Annotated in this window: 17 protein-coding genes and 2 tRNA genes; 6 read left to right on the plus strand and 13 right to left on the minus strand. The window is 75.4% G+C overall.

Annotated elements, in window-relative coordinates:
* Positions 1-4: 4 nt before the first annotated feature.
* The 3 genes from E8D37_RS19800 to E8D37_RS08305 form a co-directional block, all read right to left on the minus strand.
* A complete protein-coding gene (locus E8D37_RS19800) occupies positions 5-142 on the minus strand; it encodes a hypothetical protein (protein ID WP_168929681.1) in 138 nt (45 codons plus the stop codon).
* 299 nt (positions 143-441) lie between these two features.
* Positions 442-532 (minus strand) — tRNA-Ser (locus E8D37_RS08300).
* Between the two features lie 104 nt (positions 533-636).
* Positions 637-1,119, minus strand: coding sequence for a hypothetical protein (locus E8D37_RS08305; protein WP_240770279.1), 483 nt, complete (start codon positions 1,117-1,119; stop codon positions 637-639).
* 126 nt (positions 1,120-1,245) lie between these two features.
* On the opposite strand from E8D37_RS08305, the gene E8D37_RS08310 reads away from it, so the two are divergent.
* A tRNA-Ser gene (locus E8D37_RS08310) sits at positions 1,246-1,333 on the plus strand.
* Between the two features lie 3 nt (positions 1,334-1,336).
* On the opposite strand, the gene E8D37_RS19805 is transcribed toward E8D37_RS08310, so the two are convergent.
* The 4 genes from E8D37_RS19805 to E8D37_RS08325 form a co-directional block, all read right to left on the minus strand.
* On the minus strand, positions 1,337-2,833 hold the full coding sequence (locus E8D37_RS19805; protein WP_168929682.1) for a hypothetical protein: 1,497 nt from the start codon (positions 2,831-2,833) through the stop codon (positions 1,337-1,339).
* A 122-nt stretch (positions 2,834-2,955) separates the two neighbouring features.
* Positions 2,956-3,183, minus strand: coding sequence for a biotin/lipoyl-binding carrier protein (locus E8D37_RS08320; protein WP_136569302.1), 228 nt, complete (start codon positions 3,181-3,183; stop codon positions 2,956-2,958).
* Between the two features lie 58 nt (positions 3,184-3,241).
* Positions 3,242-4,519, minus strand: coding sequence for a hypothetical protein (locus tag E8D37_RS19810; protein WP_168929683.1), 1,278 nt, complete (start codon positions 4,517-4,519; stop codon positions 3,242-3,244).
* Positions 4,520-4,716: 197 nt separating this feature from the next.
* The gene (locus E8D37_RS08325) at positions 4,717-5,505 is read right to left on the minus strand and encodes a carbon-nitrogen hydrolase family protein (protein WP_136569303.1); all 789 of its coding nucleotides are present in this window, start codon (positions 5,503-5,505) and stop codon (positions 4,717-4,719) included.
* 187 nt (positions 5,506-5,692) lie between these two features.
* Between E8D37_RS08325 and E8D37_RS08330 the strand changes: the two genes are divergently transcribed.
* The 4 genes from E8D37_RS08330 to E8D37_RS08345 all read left to right on the plus strand — a co-directional run bounded on the left by E8D37_RS08330 (position 5,693) and on the right by E8D37_RS08345 (position 8,580).
* Positions 5,693-6,376, plus strand: a complete 684-nt coding sequence (locus E8D37_RS08330; protein ID WP_240770280.1) for an NTP transferase domain-containing protein — start codon at positions 5,693-5,695, stop codon at positions 6,374-6,376.
* A 117-nt stretch (positions 6,377-6,493) separates the two neighbouring features.
* Entirely contained in the window at positions 6,494-6,814 is a 321-nt protein-coding gene (locus E8D37_RS08335; protein ID WP_206055651.1) for a DUF6457 domain-containing protein, read from the plus strand.
* A 58-nt stretch (positions 6,815-6,872) separates the two neighbouring features.
* Positions 6,873-7,850 (plus strand): NAD(P)H-quinone oxidoreductase, encoded by a 978-nt coding sequence (locus E8D37_RS08340; protein WP_136569305.1) that lies wholly within the window; start codon positions 6,873-6,875, stop codon positions 7,848-7,850.
* 94 nt (positions 7,851-7,944) lie between these two features.
* Positions 7,945-8,580: a bacterial proteasome activator family protein gene (locus E8D37_RS08345; RefSeq protein WP_136569306.1), complete on the plus strand. Its 636-nt coding sequence runs from the start codon at positions 7,945-7,947 to the stop codon at positions 8,578-8,580.
* Positions 8,581-8,644: 64 nt separating this feature from the next.
* Here the strand turns inward: E8D37_RS08345 and E8D37_RS08350 are convergent, their stop codons facing one another.
* From E8D37_RS08350 to serS, 5 genes are all read right to left on the minus strand, one after another.
* Positions 8,645-9,331, minus strand: a complete 687-nt coding sequence (locus E8D37_RS08350; RefSeq protein ID WP_136569307.1) for a hypothetical protein — start codon at positions 9,329-9,331, stop codon at positions 8,645-8,647.
* Entirely contained in the window at positions 9,325-10,158 is an 834-nt protein-coding gene (locus E8D37_RS08355) for an HAD family hydrolase (RefSeq protein WP_136569308.1), read from the minus strand. Before E8D37_RS08355 ends, E8D37_RS08350 begins: the two co-directional genes overlap by 7 nt.
* Positions 10,155-10,667 (minus strand): GNAT family N-acetyltransferase, encoded by a 513-nt coding sequence (locus E8D37_RS08360; RefSeq protein ID WP_240770281.1) that lies wholly within the window; start codon positions 10,665-10,667, stop codon positions 10,155-10,157. Before E8D37_RS08360 ends, E8D37_RS08355 begins: the two co-directional genes overlap by 4 nt.
* A 14-nt stretch (positions 10,668-10,681) precedes the next feature.
* Positions 10,682-11,476, minus strand: a complete 795-nt coding sequence (locus E8D37_RS08365; protein ID WP_206055672.1) for an HAD family hydrolase — start codon at positions 11,474-11,476, stop codon at positions 10,682-10,684.
* A 71-nt stretch (positions 11,477-11,547) separates the two neighbouring features.
* A complete protein-coding gene (gene serS, locus E8D37_RS08370; RefSeq protein WP_136569311.1) occupies positions 11,548-12,852 on the minus strand; it encodes a serine--tRNA ligase in 1,305 nt (434 codons plus the stop codon).
* Between the two features lie 173 nt (positions 12,853-13,025).
* Here serS and E8D37_RS08375 point away from each other — a divergent pair, with 173 nt between their 5' ends.
* Positions 13,026-14,699 (plus strand): diacylglycerol kinase family protein, encoded by a 1,674-nt coding sequence (locus E8D37_RS08375; protein WP_240770282.1) that lies wholly within the window; start codon positions 13,026-13,028, stop codon positions 14,697-14,699.
* Between the two features lie 51 nt (positions 14,700-14,750).
* Here the strand turns inward: E8D37_RS08375 and E8D37_RS08380 are convergent, their stop codons facing one another.
* A complete protein-coding gene (locus tag E8D37_RS08380; protein WP_136569312.1) occupies positions 14,751-16,412 on the minus strand; it encodes an MFS transporter in 1,662 nt (553 codons plus the stop codon).
* Between the last annotated feature and the right edge of the window lie 35 nt (positions 16,413-16,447).

Raw genomic sequence — 16,447 nt, forward strand, 5'->3', positions numbered from 1 at the left:
CGGGTCACTTCTTGACGGCGCAGTAGCCGCCGCAGCCCCAGCTGGTGTCCATGGCGTTGGCCGGCACGGCGAGCGCCGCGGTGAGCCCGAGGCCCAGCGTGGCGGTAGCAACGACGACACCGATCCTGCGAACGATCTTCATGAGCCTGTCCCTCTCCTCGGTCCCTCAGTGGTGGCACGAGTGTGGGCCGAGGGCGGCGAGGGGAGCGAGCGATCCGGTGCCTCATGTCTGTGCAGTGCACAAACCTGCAATCCCTGCCGCGACCTGCGATGACAGGCCCTCCCGGCAGGGCTGCCCTGCACACTAGGCGTCGCCGGGCGCGGACGGAAGACTTCGCCGGGATCGGCGCGTCCTGGAACAGGCGACCCCACGTCCGGCCTCGCGCGCGGGCCCGGGAAAGGCCAGAGCCCCCGGCGTGACGCCGGGGGCTCTGCACTGTGCGGAGGCGGAGGGATTTGAACCCTCGATGGGGTTGTAGCCCCAAACCCGCTTAGCAGGCGGGCGCCATAGACCTGACTAGGCGACGCCTCCTCGCGCAGCCGAGGTTACCGTCACATCGCTCCGGGCACCGAATCAGGTCCCCCTCGCACGGCGTGGCGGAGGCGGGTCGGCGGACGGGGCGGCAGGCGCGAGGGTCAGCGCCGGCCGAGCCGGGTGATCATCTCGGTCACGAAGAGCTCACGGTCGTAGGCCATCGCGGCGACCGGGATGCGGGTCTGGCGGCCGCCGGTGAGGTGCAGCCCGAGCACGGCCACACCCTGCGGGGTGGCGGTGGTGACCCGCTCGACCTCGCGCCAGGTCGCGGCCCGCACGCCGACGCCGCGCACGATCGCGACGCGGTAGCCCTCGGCGTCCACCTGGACCACCCAGGCGCGGCGCAGCAGCCACCAGGCGAACCCGGCCGCGGCCACGACACCGACGAGCGCCACGACGCCCGTGAGCAGGCCGGGCAGGCCCGTGAGCGCGACGAGGAGCTGCACGAGCAGCGTCACCACGGCCACCGCCACCAGCGCGACGCCGCTGAGCCGGACCGCGATCACCGGCGCGAGCCGGTACGTGTGCGGGGTGGGCGCGCCCGGGTCGGCGGGGGACGCTGCGGGGGACGACGGCGTGCTCACAGGCGCATGGTGCCGGACGCGCGCGGCCGGCTGCCAGCCGGGGGCGGCGGGCCGCCCCCGACCGACACCGGGGTGCGGTCGTAGGATGCCCGCAGTCCGCTGCCGGCGTCCGCGCCCCGGCGGTCTGGAGGGGTGCCGGAGTGGCCTATCGGAACCGCCTTGAAAGCGGTCGTGGGGAGACCCACCGCGGGTTCGAATCCCGCCTCCTCCGCCACCCTCAGCGCGCCCGCACCCGCAGGACGTCGGTCCCGGCGTCGTAGTGGCTGCGCCGGCCCACGGCCCGCAGCGAGCCCGTCGCGTCGGGCCGCAGCGCCATCCGGCAGGTCCCGCGCGAGGACGTGCGGCACTGCCGTCCGTCCACCGTGACCCGCACACCGGCCACCGGCACCCCGGCGTCGGTCGCCGTGAAGGTGACGCGCGTGCGCCGGTGGACGGTGAGCGTCGCCGGGTCCGCGACGAGGCTCAGCCCGGGGTAGACCTGCTGGTGGAGCAGGCGCTCGGTGTCGTTCGCGACCACGTCGGCGTAGCTCGCGGCGGCGTCGACGACCACGCCGTAGGTGCTGTCCAGCCCGTCGCGACGCAGCGTCCCGAGGACCACGGCGCGGCCGAAGCGCGTGCCGGCGGGGTTGCTCCTGGCCGCGCGCACCTCGTGGCCGGACGCCCAGGCGACCCAGAGCCGCCCGCGCGGGTCGACGGAGAGGGAGGCGTACCGGGCGTCGGCGCTGGACGGCACGCGGACCACGCCCGAGCGACCCACCCGCCACACCGCCAGGTACTCGCGGGTGGGGTAGCCCACCGGGTAGGCGACGAACACCGCCCCGTCGCTGCGGGCCACCAGCGGCGCCGGTCCGCTCATCTGGCTGGTGACGGCCGTGCCGCCCGAGGTCGTCGTGGAACGGGGGGCCTTGGCCGGGTCGTCGTCGACGTCGATCCGGCGCACGAAGACCCCGTTCGGGGCGCTGCCCCCGACGGTCCAGGACATCCAGGTCCGGTCGTCCCCCGGGACGACGGCGACCTCCGGGTCGTACCCGCAGCAGCCGTCGAGGGTCTCGGTGTCGTCCGCCGCGGCCGTCGCAGGGTCCGCCACCACCCCGGTGCGGAAGCTGACGGTCGCGCCGCCGACGGTCCACGCCGTCACGGGGGTCCCGTCGTCGAGGGCGGCGGCACCGAGCGTGGCACCCGTCGTGAGCGCCGTGGACAGGTAGGTCGACGACAGCGTCCACGTCGCCCCACCGTCGGACGACGAGCTCCGGTGGGTCTGACCCCCGCCGGAGACGCCGTCGGAGCTGCCCGAGCTGCGCTTGCCGGTGAAGGCCACCGTCAGCCCGCCGCTCCCGTCGGGCAGCAGCTGCGGGTCGCGGCCCAGGATGTACCAGCCGGACACGACGGCGCTGCGCGACAGGACCCGGCCCCGCGCCCCGAGCGCGACGTGGCGCAGCGAGTACGTCCCGTCGTCCTCCTGGCGGGTGTAGACGACGTGCAGGGTGCCGTCGTCGGTGCGCAGGAGCGAGGGCCGCCCGGTGTTCCCGATGGCCTGCGCGGACGAGCCGGTGACCGACGTCCACGTGCCGGGAGCCCCGGCGTCAGCGGCGGGGAGGGGGCCCAGGAGGGCCAGGCCGGGGAGCAGGACGAAGGCGAGGACCGAGGGGACGGCCGTGGTCAGGGCCGCGCGGAGGCGGCGGACGCCGGGGGGCGCGCAGGTTTCCCGGGACATGACCGCAATGTCGCGCCGGGACGCGGGGGCGGCGACGCGGTCTGGACCACGGTCCTCGTGGTCTGCGGCGATGCTCGTGCTGGCACCACCGCGCGGGGCCCGTGGGACCCCGACGGTCCGGATCAGACCAGGCTGAGCAGGAGGTCGCCCTCCTGGACGACGTCGCCCGGCGACACGGTGACGGACTTGACCGTCCCCGCGTGCTCGGAGATCACCGGGATCTCCATCTTCATCGACTCCAGGAGCACCACGGTGTCACCGACGGCGACCTTCTGGCCGACCTCGACGCTGATGCTCAGCACGTTGGCGACCATCTCGGCCAGGATCTCGTTCACGTTCTCGCGCGGCACCCGCTCACCGTAGCCGTTACCCGCGCGTACGGGTCGACCAGGGCGCCGCGGACGGGCGTCAGCGCAGGACCTGCGTGCGGCCCGGCTCGGGTCGGGCCGCGGCGGCCCGCTCCGCACGCCGGGACCCGCGCCCCCGCTGGCCCGTCACGGCGAGGTCGAGGCGGATGACGAGGAAGCCGATCAGCAGGCCCAGGAGGAGGCCGTAGAGCGTCGAGAGCCCGGCCTCGGAGAAGGACACCCGGGCGTGGACCAGCGCTGCCGAGACGGGGGCGGTGGCGGCGACGCCGAACGCGCACATCCACCAGCCCTGCCGGCGCCGGGCGCGCATGTGCACGCCCCACACGATGGCCGGGACGCCCAGGAGCGTCATCAGGGGCCGGGGGAAGGCCCCCAGGTGGAGGCGCGTCCAGCGGACGACGGAGAGCAGGTCGGAGACCACGGTGCCCGGCCCGTAGCGGCGCAGCGCCTCGGCGTAGGCGGTGCCCACGATGAGCATGAGCCCGGCCACGGCGACCGTCACCAGGCCACGCCGGCCGAGCCCGTGGAGGCCGGCCGCGAGGCCGTGCACGAGCAGCAGCGCGCCGACGGTCGAGAGGAAGAGGACGAGGTAGTCGAAGCGGACGACCTCGAGGCTCGGCCCCCAGCCGACCACGCCGAGGGAACCGATCGTGGCGATCGCCAGCGCGAGCACCGCCTCGCGCGCCGCCCCGCCGAAGCCGCGCGCCGGCACGGTGGCCATGACGCCGAGCAGGGCCGAGACGACGGCGGTGAGCACGGCGGCGCCGTCGGCCAGCAGCTGCTCGCCCGAGAGCGCGACCACCGTCCCGAGGACGGCGACCACGGTGCCGAGGACGACGGGCCGCCCACCGGTCCGGGCGGCCAGCGCCCAGGCGTAGGCCGTGGTGAGCACGACCGAGCCGGCCGTCGGCAGCCAGTCGGGCCCGATCGGGACGACCCCGGCCACCAGCGCGACCACCGAGGCCGCGACGAGGGCGAGGAAGCCCGCGAACGGCAGCCGGGAGTCGGAGACGCGGCGCCACCAGGACGCTGTGCCGGTGCCCGCGTCCGTGGTGGGCTGGTCGGCCGCGTCGGGGGCGTCGGGGGCGTCGGGGGCGTCGAGGGCGTCGAGGGCGGGGGCCGCGGGGGCGTCCTCGCCGATGACCTCAGGGGAGGGCCGGCCGGGCTGGGTGCCGGGCTGGGTGGCGGGCTGGGTGGCGGGCTGCGCGGGGATCGTCGTCGTGGCCGCGGCGGGTGCGGACGGCAGGGGCTCCAGCCGGGACGCGGGCTCCGGGACGGCCGGGGCCGGCGGGGCGGGCGGGGCGGGCGTGGGTGTCACTGCCGTCAGCGTGGTGGTCTGCGGGGCGCTCACCGGGGCCCCCGACGGGGCTGCCGACGGGGCGCTCGACGGGGCTGCCGCGTCGGCCGGCCGGGCCGCGCGGGTGCCGACGGCGCGCTCGCTCCGGCCGAGGCCGAAGCGGCGGGGCTTCTCGGCGCGGCGACGTGGGGCTGCTCGACGTGACACGACCGTCGAGGTTACAGCCGACGGTTGCTCAACGACGGGTTGAGGCGACGGGCCTCGGCCACCACCCCGGCGTCCAGGACCGCCCTCGCGACCCCCGGCCCCTCGTCGGCCTCGACGAGGACGTCGCCCAGGGGGTCCACGACCATCGAGTGGCCGGAGTAGCGCGGCGCGGGCTGGCCGCAGGCGAGGACGTAGACGGTGTTCTCGATCGCGCGGGCCCGGACGAGGGTGCGCCAGTGGTCGACCTTGCGCTCGCCGGCGACCCAGGCGGCGGGCACGACGAGGGCCTGCGCCCCGGCGTCCACGAGGCTCCGCGCGAGCTCGGGGAAGCGGAGGTCGTAGCAGGTCATGAGGCCGAGGCGGAAGCCGCCGAGGTCGACGACCGCGGGGCCCGCCTCCGCCGGCAGCGGCCCGGGCAGGAGCCGGTCGGACTCGCGGTAGCCGAAGGAGTCGTAGAGGTGCACCTTGCGGTACTCGGTGCTCGCGCCGCCGCGCACGAGCAGGGTGTTCCAGGGCCGCTCGGCGTCCGGGGAGCGCTCCAGCATGCCCGCGACGACGGTGGTGCCGTGCTCCTTGGCGACCCGCTCGAGCTCGGTGCCGAACGGCCCGTCGATCGGCTCGGCGAACGGCGAGACGTCCGAGCCGGCGGTGCCGAAGTCCCGCGCGAACACCTCGGGCAGGACGACGAGGTCGGCGTCGTCCGGCACGACCTGGGCCAGCCGCGCCCGGTTCTCGGCGGGGTCGAGGCCCGCGGGCTCCTGCACCAGGGCGACCGTGAGGCGCGCCGTCTGCTCGCTCATGGGTCCCAGGGTGCCAGGTGCACCTGTGGCCGCTCGCCCGGGTCGGCGGGGCGACTCGGTGGGTCGGGCTGGTCGATCAGGCGGCGTGCCGCGTGATCGGGGTGGATGCGGTGCATCTGACACACCGCATCCACCCCGATCACGCACCGTCGCCGGCACGCACGCGGCCGCGTGCAAGGCTGGGCGGGTGAGCACCCCGGGGAGTCCGTTCGCCGCGATCGTCCTGGCCGGCGGGCGGGGCGAGCGCCTGGGCGGGGCGGTCAAGGCCACCCTCCAGCAGGACGCCGGGGGCCCGACCCTGCTGGAGCGCGCCCTGGCCGCGGTGACCGGCGCGACGGCCGTGGTCGTGGTCGGTGACCCGGTGCCGCTCCCCGGGCACGAGGGGCCGCAGCCGCGCTGGGCCCGGGAGGACCCGCCGCTGGGCGGTCCGGCGGCCGCGCTGCTCGCGGGGGTGGACGCGCTGGCGCCGCGGCTCACCGAGGCGGGCGATCCGGCCACCGACACCACCGCCACCGGGACCGACACCACCGCGACCCGCGACACCCTCGACGGCTGGCTCGTCGTCCTCGCCGTGGACATGCCGCACCTCGACGCGGGCACGGTCGCCCGGCTGCTCACGGCGGCGGAGGTGGCCGCCGCACGGGGCTCCGGCGACGGCGCGCGGCTGCGCGACCCGGACGGTCGCCACCCGCTCGCCCTGGCCGTGTCGGCACGGCGGCTGGCCGACGTCCGCCCCGCCCCCGGGGAGGCCGACGGGCTGCCCCTGCGCCGCCTCCTCGCCCCGCTGGACCTCGCGGACGTGCCGACCGTCGGCGACGAGCACCGCGACGTCGACACCCCGGACGACCTGGCCGCGTGGCGCGCGCGCTGACCCGCACCCCGCACCGCCACCACCAGCACCCACCCGCGCCACCCACCGGACCAGCCAGAACCTGTGAGGTCGGCGACCCCGCTTGCGGGGCCGGGCCAGGACTCGCAGGCTGGTCCCGTGAACCTCCACGACTGGATCGACGAAGTCTGTGACGCCCTCGACCTCGAGGCCGAGATCGACGAGGGCCTGGTGCTGGACCTCGCACGCGTGGTCGCCCACAACGTGACCCGCCCCGCCGCCCCGCTCACCGCCTACCTGCTGGGCCTCGCCGTGGGCGCCAAGAGCCTCTCGGCGGACCCCGAGGCCGTCGAGGACCTCGCCGACCGGGTCTCCCGGCTCGCCGAGTCCTGGGACCGCCCCGCCCCGGCCGGCGTCGAGGACGCGCCCGAGGAGGAGGACGAGCTCGACGACGAGCTCGACGCCGACGAGGAGGAGTGACCGCACCGCGCACCGACGGGGCGGTGGCCCGGCTCGCGCCGCGGCCTACGGTGGTCGCATGCGTGCCGTGGTCGCCACCGAGCCCGGAGGTCCCGAGGTCCTCACCGTCACCGAGCTGCCCGACCCGGAGCCCGGCCCCGGCGAGGTCCTGCTCGACGTCGTCGCCGCGGGGCTGAACCGCGCCGACCTGCTCCAGCGCCAGGGCTTCTACCCGCCGCCGCCCGGGGCGTCCGAGATCATCGGGATGGAGGTCTCCGGTCGCGTCGCCGCCTTGGGCGAGGACGTCGGGGGGCTCGCTGTCGGCGACGAGGCCTGCGCCCTGCTGGCCGGTGGCGGGTACGCCTCGAAGGTCGTGGTCCCGGTCGGGCAGCTGATGCCCCTCCCGCCGGGCGTCGACCTGGTGACCGCCGCCGCGCTGCCCGAGGTCGCGGCCACGGTCTACTCCAACCTCGTGCTCACGGCGGGGATGCGCCAGGGCGACACCCTGCTCGTCCACGGCGGCGCCGGCGGGATCGGCTCGTTCGCGATCCAGCTCGCCGTCGCGAGCGGCGTCCGGGTCCTCACCACCGCCGGCTCGGCCGAGAAGCGCGCGTTCTGCCGCTCGCTGGGCGCCGACGTCGTCATCGACTACCGCGAGGAGGACTTCGTCGAGGTCGTCCGCGAGGCCACCGACGGCCGGGGCGTCGACGTCGTCCTCGACAACATGGGTGCGAAGTACCTCATGCGCAACGTCGAGGCCCTCGCCCTCGACGGCCGGCTCGTCGTCATCGGCCTCCAGGGCGGGACGCGGGCCGAGCTCGACCTCAACGCCCTGCTGCGCAAGCGGGCCGGCGTCATCGCCACCAACCTCCGCGGCCGCTCGGTCGCGGAGAAGTCGGAGATCTGCGCCGGGCTGCTGCGCGACGTGTGGCCGCTGCTGGGCACCGGGGCGATCAAGCCGGTCGTGGAGGGCACGTTCCCGCTCGAGCGGGCCGCCGACGCCCACCGGCTCATGACCGAGGGCAGCCACACGGGGAAGATCCTCCTCACGCTCTGAGGGGCGCGGGAACGGGAGCGGGCGCCGGGCCGGCACCGCGGCCCTCGCACGGACGGGCGAGGGCGCCCTCACGGCGTCCTCCTAGGCTGGAGCCATGAGCGAGCAGCAGCAGGGTCACCCGGCCGACGGCGAGCAGCAGGTCGTGATCGTCGGCCCCGACGGGCAGCCGATGGCCGCCGTCCCCGCCTCCGCGCTCGCGCACCTGGCCGGCGCCCCCGGCGAGGCCGGTGCCGTCGACGACGAGGACGCCGAGGGCGACGAGGGCCGCTCGCTCACCGAGCTCGTCGAGCAGCCGGCGAAGGTGATGCGGATCGGCACGATGATCCGCCAGCTCCTCGAGGAGGTGAAGGCGGCGCCCCTCGACGAGGCCAGCCGCCAGCGCCTCAAGGAGATCCACCAGGCCTCCGTCGCCGAGCTGGAGACGGGCCTGGCGCCCGAGCTCGTCGAGGAGCTCCAGCGGCTCTCGCTCCCCTTCACGGAGGACGCCGTGCCCTCCGAGGGCGAGCTCCGCATCGCGCAGGCCCAGCTCGTGGGCTGGCTCGAGGGGCTCTTCCACGGCATCCAGACCGCGATCTACGCCCAGCAGATGGCCGCGCGCGCCCAGATGGAGCACGGACGCCGCGGTCTGCCGGCCGGGCTCGGCCAGGGCGGCGTCACCGCGGCGCCCGGCGCCACGGGCGGTGCCCCCGACGACGACGGCGGTCACCGCAGCGGCGGCATGTACCTCTGACCGCCCGTCGGCCAGCCCGCCGGCCAGCCCGCAGAGCGGCCGCGGGCGTGGGCGTCAGCAGGCGTCAGTGCCGGACGAAGCGCCGCAGCAGGACCAGGCCGAGCACGCCGACGAGCGCCATCGCGGCGCCGGGGGCGGCGGTGCGCGCGAGGCTGCGCGGCTGCGTGACGGCCAGCGAGGTGAACTCGGCGGTCTCGGGCTCGGCCGCGACCGGCGGGTGGGGGTTGGGGAAGATCGACTCGATCCGGTCGGAGACCGCGGCGGTGAGCTTCGTCGTCCCGCTGTCACCGGTGGCGAAGAACGCCTCGCCGCTGCTGGTGACGAAGAACAGGTAGGTCTCGCCGCTGGTGAGCCGGCCGAGGTCGCAGCCGTGCTTGGTGCCCGCGTGGGTGCGCACCTCGACGACGCTGCTGTTGATCCGGCCCTCGCCCTTGTAGACGAGGTCGACCTGGACCTCCTGGGTCACCAGCGTGCCCTGCTTGTTCGTCAGCGGGCTGCTGGAGATCGCGGCCACCTCGCCGCTGAACACGGCGGTGGCCTGCCGCGCCTGCGTCGCGAACGACGGGTTCGTGCAGGTCGTGGTCGGCTTCTTGTCCGCCGCCGAGGCGGGCTGCACGGGCACGAGGACGGCGAGCGCGACGAGGAGCGCCGCCACGACGGGCGCGGCCGCGCGCAGCACGACGGCCCGGGCTGCGGGGAGCACGAAGGGCCCCGCGGTGGCGGGGCGACGGGGTCGCAGGCGGCTCAGCACCCCTCCAGGGTGTCAGGTGGGAGGTCGAAGACTCCAGCCAGCACCCGCGCGACGCCGTCCTCGGCGTGGTCCGGGGCGACGTGGTCGGCGACGGCCAGGACGCTCTCGTGGGCGCCCTCCATCGCGTAGGAGCGGCCGGCCCAGCGCAGCATCGGCAGGTCGTTGGGCATGTCCCCGAAGGCGATCACCTCCTCCGGCGCCACCCCCAGGTCGGCGCACAGGTCGGCCAGGGTGGTGGCCTTGGTGACGCCCGCCGCGCTGACCTCCAGGAGGGTGGTGGAGCTCGACCAGGTGATGGTGAGGCTGCCCCCGGTGGCGCGCTCGGCCAGGTCCCAGAACTCCTGCGGCCCCAGGTCCTCGTGCCGCGCCAGGAGCTTGAGGGGCGCGCTCGCGGGCTCGTCCGTGAGCAGGTCGGCCAGCGGGGCGCGGCGCGCCCCCTCCGGCAGCGGGAACCGCTCGACGAACGCGGGCTCGACGTCCAGCCCGGCCAGGGACTCCACCCCGAACGCCGTGCCGGGCACGGCCGCGCGCAGCGCCTCGCACCAGTCGCGGGCGTCGGCGGCGGTGATCCCCCGGGTGCGCACCGCCCGGTCGCGGGTGATGTCCCACAGCAGCGCGCCGTTCGACACGACCGCCAGGCCGTGGCTGCCGACGTGCTCGAACACCTCGCGCGCCCAGCGCAGGGGGCGGCCGGTGACGAAGACGACCGGCACGTCGCGGGCGTCCAGGGCCTCCAGGACGTGACGGGTCCGGTCGCTCACCAGACCGTCGGCGCCGCACAGGGTGCCGTCGAGGTCGGTCGCGACCAGCCGCGGCAGGTCGCTCACGCCGGGGCCCCCGGCCCAGAAGTCGGCCCAGAAGTCGGCCCGGGCAGCGGGCGGGCCATCACGAGCTCGCCCTCCTCGTTGGCGCCGCGCAGCAGGGTGAACCCGTTCTTGGCCAGGACGCGCAGCGACGCCGCGTTCTCCGGGCGCACCGACGCCCGCAGCCGCACCCCGAGCGCGTCGCAGGCGGTGAGCAGGCCGGCCAGCGCCTCCGAGGCGAAGCCGTAGCCGCGGGCCTCGGCGACGAGGCCGTAGCCGACCTCGGTCTCCGGCACCCCGTCGGCCTCGTGGGGCGAGGGCGGGCCGAAGCAGCCGATCGAGCCCAGCACGGTGACGCCGCGGACGATGCTGCGCGGCCCCCAGCCGTCGCCGTCGACCCACAGGGTCGAGGCGTCGAGGTCGTCGCGGCGCGGGAAGTCGGGGTGCCAGTCCCGGTGGCGTCGGCCCTCGCGCATCCCCGCGACGTCCGCGGCCGTCCACAGGGGCAGGGTCAGGCGCTCGGTGCGCAGCACCGGCGCGGGCGCGCTCAGAAGAACCGCCCGATCTCGGTCGCGGCGCCGTCCTGCGTCACCGGGTGCGTCACCGCGTCCGCGGCCGCGAGGACCTCGGGCACCGCCTGGCCCATCGCCACGCCGCGCCCGGCCCAGGCCAGCATCTCCAGGTCGTTGCGGCCGTCCCCGATCGCCAGGGCGTCGCTGGGGTCCACGCCCAGGTCGCGCGCCACCTCGTCGAGCCCGGAGGCCTTCGAGACGCCCACGGGGGCCAGGTCGAGCCAGGCCGTCCAGCCGACGACGTAGTCGGTGCCGTGCAGGCCCAGCCGCTGGCCGAGGTCGACGAAGTCCTGGGCGGTCGCCTCGGGGTCACGGATGATCACGCGGCTGACCGGCTCGGCGACGAGGTCGGCGACCGGGGTGATGTGCTGGGTCCCCGAGAGCTCGCCGTCGGGGAAAGGCGCGGAGACGCGGTAGCCGTCCCCGCGCTCCTCGACCGCCACCAGCGCCCGCGGGTGCTCGCGCAGGACGGCCGCGACGGCGTCCGCAGCCTCGAAGGTGTGCTCGTGGACGACCTCGAGCGGCGGGTAGCGGAAGACCACCGCGCCGTTGGAGGCCACGATCCACACCGGCTCGTCGGCGCCCAGGCCGAGCATGTCCGCCACCGGGAGCATGCCGTGCGGCGAGCGCCCGGAGGCGAGGACGACGTGGCACCCGGCGTCCAGCGCGCGCCGCACCGCGGCGCGCACCGGCTCGGTGACCTCGCCGTGCGTCTGGCCGGAGCCCTCGACCCACGAGAGGAGCGTGCCGTCGATGTCGAGCGCGACCAGCCGCGGCACCCAGCCGGGCGCCGGGTCGGGGCCGACCGGCGGCGGGGGCGTCGCCGCGACCGGGGACTCGCTCACGCCTGCTCGGCCGGGTGCACCGGGACGAGGACCTCGAGGCCCCCGAGGTAGGGCTGCAGCGCCTTCGGGACGCGGACGGAGCCGTCGGCCTGCTGGTGCTGCTCGAGCAGGGCGATGATCGGCCGGTTCACCGAGCACAGGGTGCCGTTGAGGGTGGCGATCGGGCCGGTGGCGGTGCCGCCGTCCTCCTTGGCGAAGCGGCCGCGGGTGTCGAGGCGACGGGTCTGGAAGTCGGTGCAGTTGGAGGTCGAGGTGACCTCGCGGTACCGCTCCTGGCTGGGGATCCACGCCTCGCAGTCGAACTTGCGGAAGGCGGAGAGGCCCAGGTCGCCCGCGGCCACGTCGATGACCCGGTAGGAGAGCTCGAGGGCGTCGAGGAACTGCCGCTCCCAGGCCAGCAGGCGCTCGTGCTCGGCCGGCGCCTCCTCCAGCGTGGTGTAGACGAACATCTCGACCTTGTCGAACCAGTGCACCCGGAAGATGCCGCGGGTGTCCTTGCCGTGCGAGCCGGCCTCCTTGCGGAAGCAGGGGCTCACCGCGGCGTACCGGAACGGCAGCTGCTCGGCGTCCAGGATCTCGTCGGAGTGGTAGGCCGCCATCGGCACCTCGGAGGTGCCGACGAGGTACATGTCCTGCCCCTCGATCGTGTAGACGTCGTCGGCGGCCTGGCCGAGGAAGCCGGTGCCCTCCATGGCGCGCGGCTTGACCAGCGACGGCGGGACGACCTCGGTGAAGCCGTTCTCGTGGGCCATGTCGAGCGCCATCGCGATGAGCGCGCGGTGCAGGCGGGCGCCGATGCCGGTGAAGAAGTAGAAGCGCGAGCCCGAGACCTTGGCGCCGCGCTCGAGGTCGATCGCGGCGTGCATGCGGCCCAGCTCGACGTGGTCGCGCGGGGCGAAGCCCTCGGCGGCGAAGTCACGGATCTCGCCGACGGTCTCCAGCAGGGCGAAGTCCTCCTCGCCGCCCGGCGGGGTCTGCTCGGCGGTGAGGTTGGGCATCGAGGACAGGCACTCGTTCCAGGTGTCCTCGGCCTCCTTCTGGGCGGCCTCGGCGGCCTTCACCTCGGCGGCCAGCGCCTTGGTGCGGGCCAGGAGCTCGGTCTTCTCCTCGCCCTTGGCCTGCGCCACGAGCTTGCCCATCGACTTCTGCTCGGCACGCTTGGCCTCGAACTCCGCGATCGCCGCGCGGCGCGCGGAGTCGGCGGCCAGGGAGCGGTCGACGACCTCGTCGGACAGCCCGCGCTTGGCGAGCGAGGCACGGACGCGGGCGGGGTCGTCGCGCAGGACGCGGGGGTCGATCATGCCCCGAGGCTAGCCGGACCGGCCGGTGTCGATCACCCCGGATTCCCCAGGCCGCCTCCCGTGTCGCGCACCGGGTCGTGCACCGGCTCGTGCCGGCGCCGTGCCCGCGTCGTGCGCGCGCACCGCCGGTGTCGCCTCCCCGCCGGGGCGGCGGGCTCGGCATACTCGGACCCGTGCCCGCTCCCCTGACCCCCCGGCAGCGCGTCCGCACCGGTGCCTGGGGCGTGGCCTGCTGGGTCGGCGTGGCCCTCGTCTGGCTCCTCGTGAGCGCCGGCTGGCCGCCCGCCACCTGGCTCGACCGGCTCGCCTCGCCCGGCGACGGGGGCGCCTGGGTCTCGCCCGGCAGCCCGCTGTGGGAGCCGCTCCTGCTGATCGAGGACGCGTTCGGCCCGGACGGCATCACCACCCTGGTCATCCTGCTGGCGATCGGCCTGCTGGCGTTCGGCCGCGGCCGCCTGGCCCTCGTCACGCTGGTGACCCCGCTGCTCGTGAGCGGCGCGACCACCCTCGTCAAGAACGGCGTGGGCCGCGACCGGCCCGCGTGGCAGGACGCCGACGGCTTCCTGGAGAGCTACTCCTTCCCCTCCGCCCACGCCTCGTCGACCGCCACCCTGCTCGGCCTGCTGTTCGTCCTCGTCCTGTTCGCGGTCCCCGCGCCCACGTGGCGCCGGCTCGCGCTCGGGGCGCTGGTGCTCGTCCAGGTGGTCGTCTGCCTCGACCGGGTGCTGCTGGGCCGCCACTACCCGACCGACACCGTCGCGGGCACGCTCCTCGGGGTCGGGTTCGTGCTCGTCGCGGTCGCGCTCTACCCGCCCACGGGCGCCGGCGAGCCCGCGCCCGCCCCGCGCCGGGGGCGCCGCGGACGCCGTCCGGAGCCGGAGGGGCGGCGGCTGGCCGTCGTCCTCAACCCCGTGAAGGTCTCGGACGTGGACGCGTTCCTCGACCAGGTGACGACCGTGGCACGGACCCACGGCTGGGCCGCGCCTCGCCTGTACCTGACGACGATCGAGGACCCGGGGCCCGGGATGACCCGCGCGGCGCTCGCCGACGGCGCCGAGCTCGTGCTCGTGTGCGGCGGCGACGGCACGGTGCGCGAGGTGTGCGCGACGCTCGCCGGCACCGGCGTGCCCGTCGGCATCGTCCCCGCGGGCACGGGCAACCTGCTCGCCCGCAACCTGGACATCCCGCTGTACCGACGCCCCGCGCTGGAGTGCGCGCTGGGCGGCGAGACCCGCGCGGTGGACCTCGTCGCCGTGCGCGGCGACGGCCTGGAGGAGACGCACTTCCTCGTCATGGCCGGCATGGGGCTGGACGCCGCGATCATGGAGAGCGTCAACGAGGAGTTCAAGGCGCGAGTCGGCTGGCTGGCCTACGTGGTCTCGGGCGTGAAGTCGATGATGTTCCCGACCATCCGCCTGGAGATCTCCGTCGACGGCGGGGAGTTCACCACGCACCGCGCCCGGATGGCGGTGGTCGGCAACGTCGGCTACCTGACCGCCGGCATGCCGCTGCTACCCGACGCCGCGATCGACGACGGGCTGCTGGACGTCGTCCTGCTCTACCCGCGGGGGCTGCTGAGCTGGGTGCCGCTGGCCGCGCGGGTGCTGCTGCGCCAGCGGCACACCGACGACCTGGTCAACCGGATGACCGGCCGCACCATCACGCTGCGCTCCCAGCACGAGGTGCCCCGCCAGCTCGACGGCGATCCGTGCGGCAAGGGCCGCGAGCTCGAGATGACCTGCCTGCCCGGCGAGCTGCTCGTCAGGGTGCCCGGGGAGAAGCCCTTCCCGCTCAACGTCGCCGCGGTGGTCAACTCGCGGCTCGCGGGCACCGCCGGACGCGAGTAGTCCCCGCCTCCCCCGAGGATCCGGGGAGAAGGGGGGACTGCTCGGGGCGGCTCAGTGCTGGCTGACGAAGTCCTTCTGCCGGACGAGCACGAGGACGACGAGGGCGGCGGCGGCCGCGCCGATTCCACCGATGAGCAGCACGTGGTTCAGCGCCTCGACCACGGCCTCGGTGCCGACCTGCGAGACCAGGTCGTAGGCCTGGGTGCCGGCCTCGTCCCCGCCGTTCTGGGCGGCGTAGGACTGCGCGGTCTCGGCCGCGACCTGCACCTGGCCCGACGACAGGGCGGCGGTGAGCCCGGTGAGCGCCGAGTCGGGCACCTGGCCGGAGAGCCCGTCGCGGGCGAGGGAGGCGACCTGGTTGCTGAAGATCGAGCCCAGCGCGGCGATGCCGGTGGCGACGCCGACCTGGCGGAACGTCGAGTTCACGCCCGAGGCCATGCCGGAGCGCTCCGGGGTGACGACGCCGACCGCGGTCGAGGCCAGCGGCGGGTTGACCAGGCCGATGCCGAGGCCGGCGACGACGAAGCCGGGGATGAGGTGGGTCCAGCTGGAGTCGGCGTCCAGCCCGCGCATGAGGAACAGCCCGACGGACACGAGGACGAAGCCGGGGAACAGCAGCCACTTGGCGGGGACGTGGGACGACAGCCGGCCGGCGACCACGGCCGAGACGAACGCGGCGGCGGAGAGGAACAGGAACCGGACGCCGGTGCCGACCGCGGAGTACCCGAGGACCGACTGCACGTAGATCACCAGGTAGGTGAGCAGCGAGAAGATCGTGGCCGAGATGCCGAACGCGGCGATCAGGCCGCCGACGAAGGTGGGCTTGCGCAGCAGGGTCAGGTCGAACATCGGGTGCTTCAGCACCGCCTGGCTGATCACGAAGACCACGAGCAGGACGGCGGAGACCGAGAGCGACACGAGGACGCGGGTCGCGCCCCAGCCGTCCTCGCCCGCCTCGATCAGGCCGAACACGAGCGCGGCCAGCGCGACCGAGAAGGTGACGAACCCGAACCAGTCGGGGCGGCCGGCGCGGGGGTTGCGGGACTCCTGGACCCGGCCGAGCGTCACCACGAGCGCGACGAGGCACAGCGGCACGTTGACCAGGAAGATCCAGCGCCACGAGAGACCGGTGGTGAGGACGCCGCCGAGGACCGGGCCGATCGCCACGGCCACGCCGGTGGTGGCGCCGAACGCGCCGAAGGCCACGCCGCGGTCCCGGCCGCGGAACGCGTTCGCGAGCAGCGCCAGCGCGGTGGCGAACATGGCGGCGCCGCCGATGCCCTGGAACGCGCGGGCGATGCAGAGGAACAGGACGTCCTGCGACAGGCCGCAGGCCAGCGAGCCCGCCGTGAACAGCACCAGGCCGATGGCGAAGACGAGGCGGCGGCCGTACAGGTCGGCCAGCGAGCCCGCGGTGAGCAGCAGCGCGGCCAGCGAGAGCGCGTAGGCGTCGATGACCCACTGGAGGTCGGAGAGCCCCGCGTCGAAGGCGAGCGCGATGTCCGGCAGAGCGACGTTCACGATCGTGATGTCGAGCAGGAGCATGAACACGCCGAGGCAGACCGCCGCCAGCGTCCACCACTTCTTCTCACCACCGGTGTGGTGGGTGGGCCGGGCGCCGTGGGCGCCGTGCGGCTCACCGTGGTGCGCGGCGTGCTGGCCCGCGTGCTCGTCTGCCGGCGGGGCGGCGGTGTCGTGGTCCGCGGATGACATGGGTGCTCCTGCTGGGTGGGGGTCGTTGCGGCGTG

The sequence above is a fragment of the Nocardioides sp. GY 10127 genome (assembly GCF_004919085.1).
Classification (GTDB): Bacteria; Actinomycetota; Actinomycetes; order Propionibacteriales; family Nocardioidaceae; genus Nocardioides.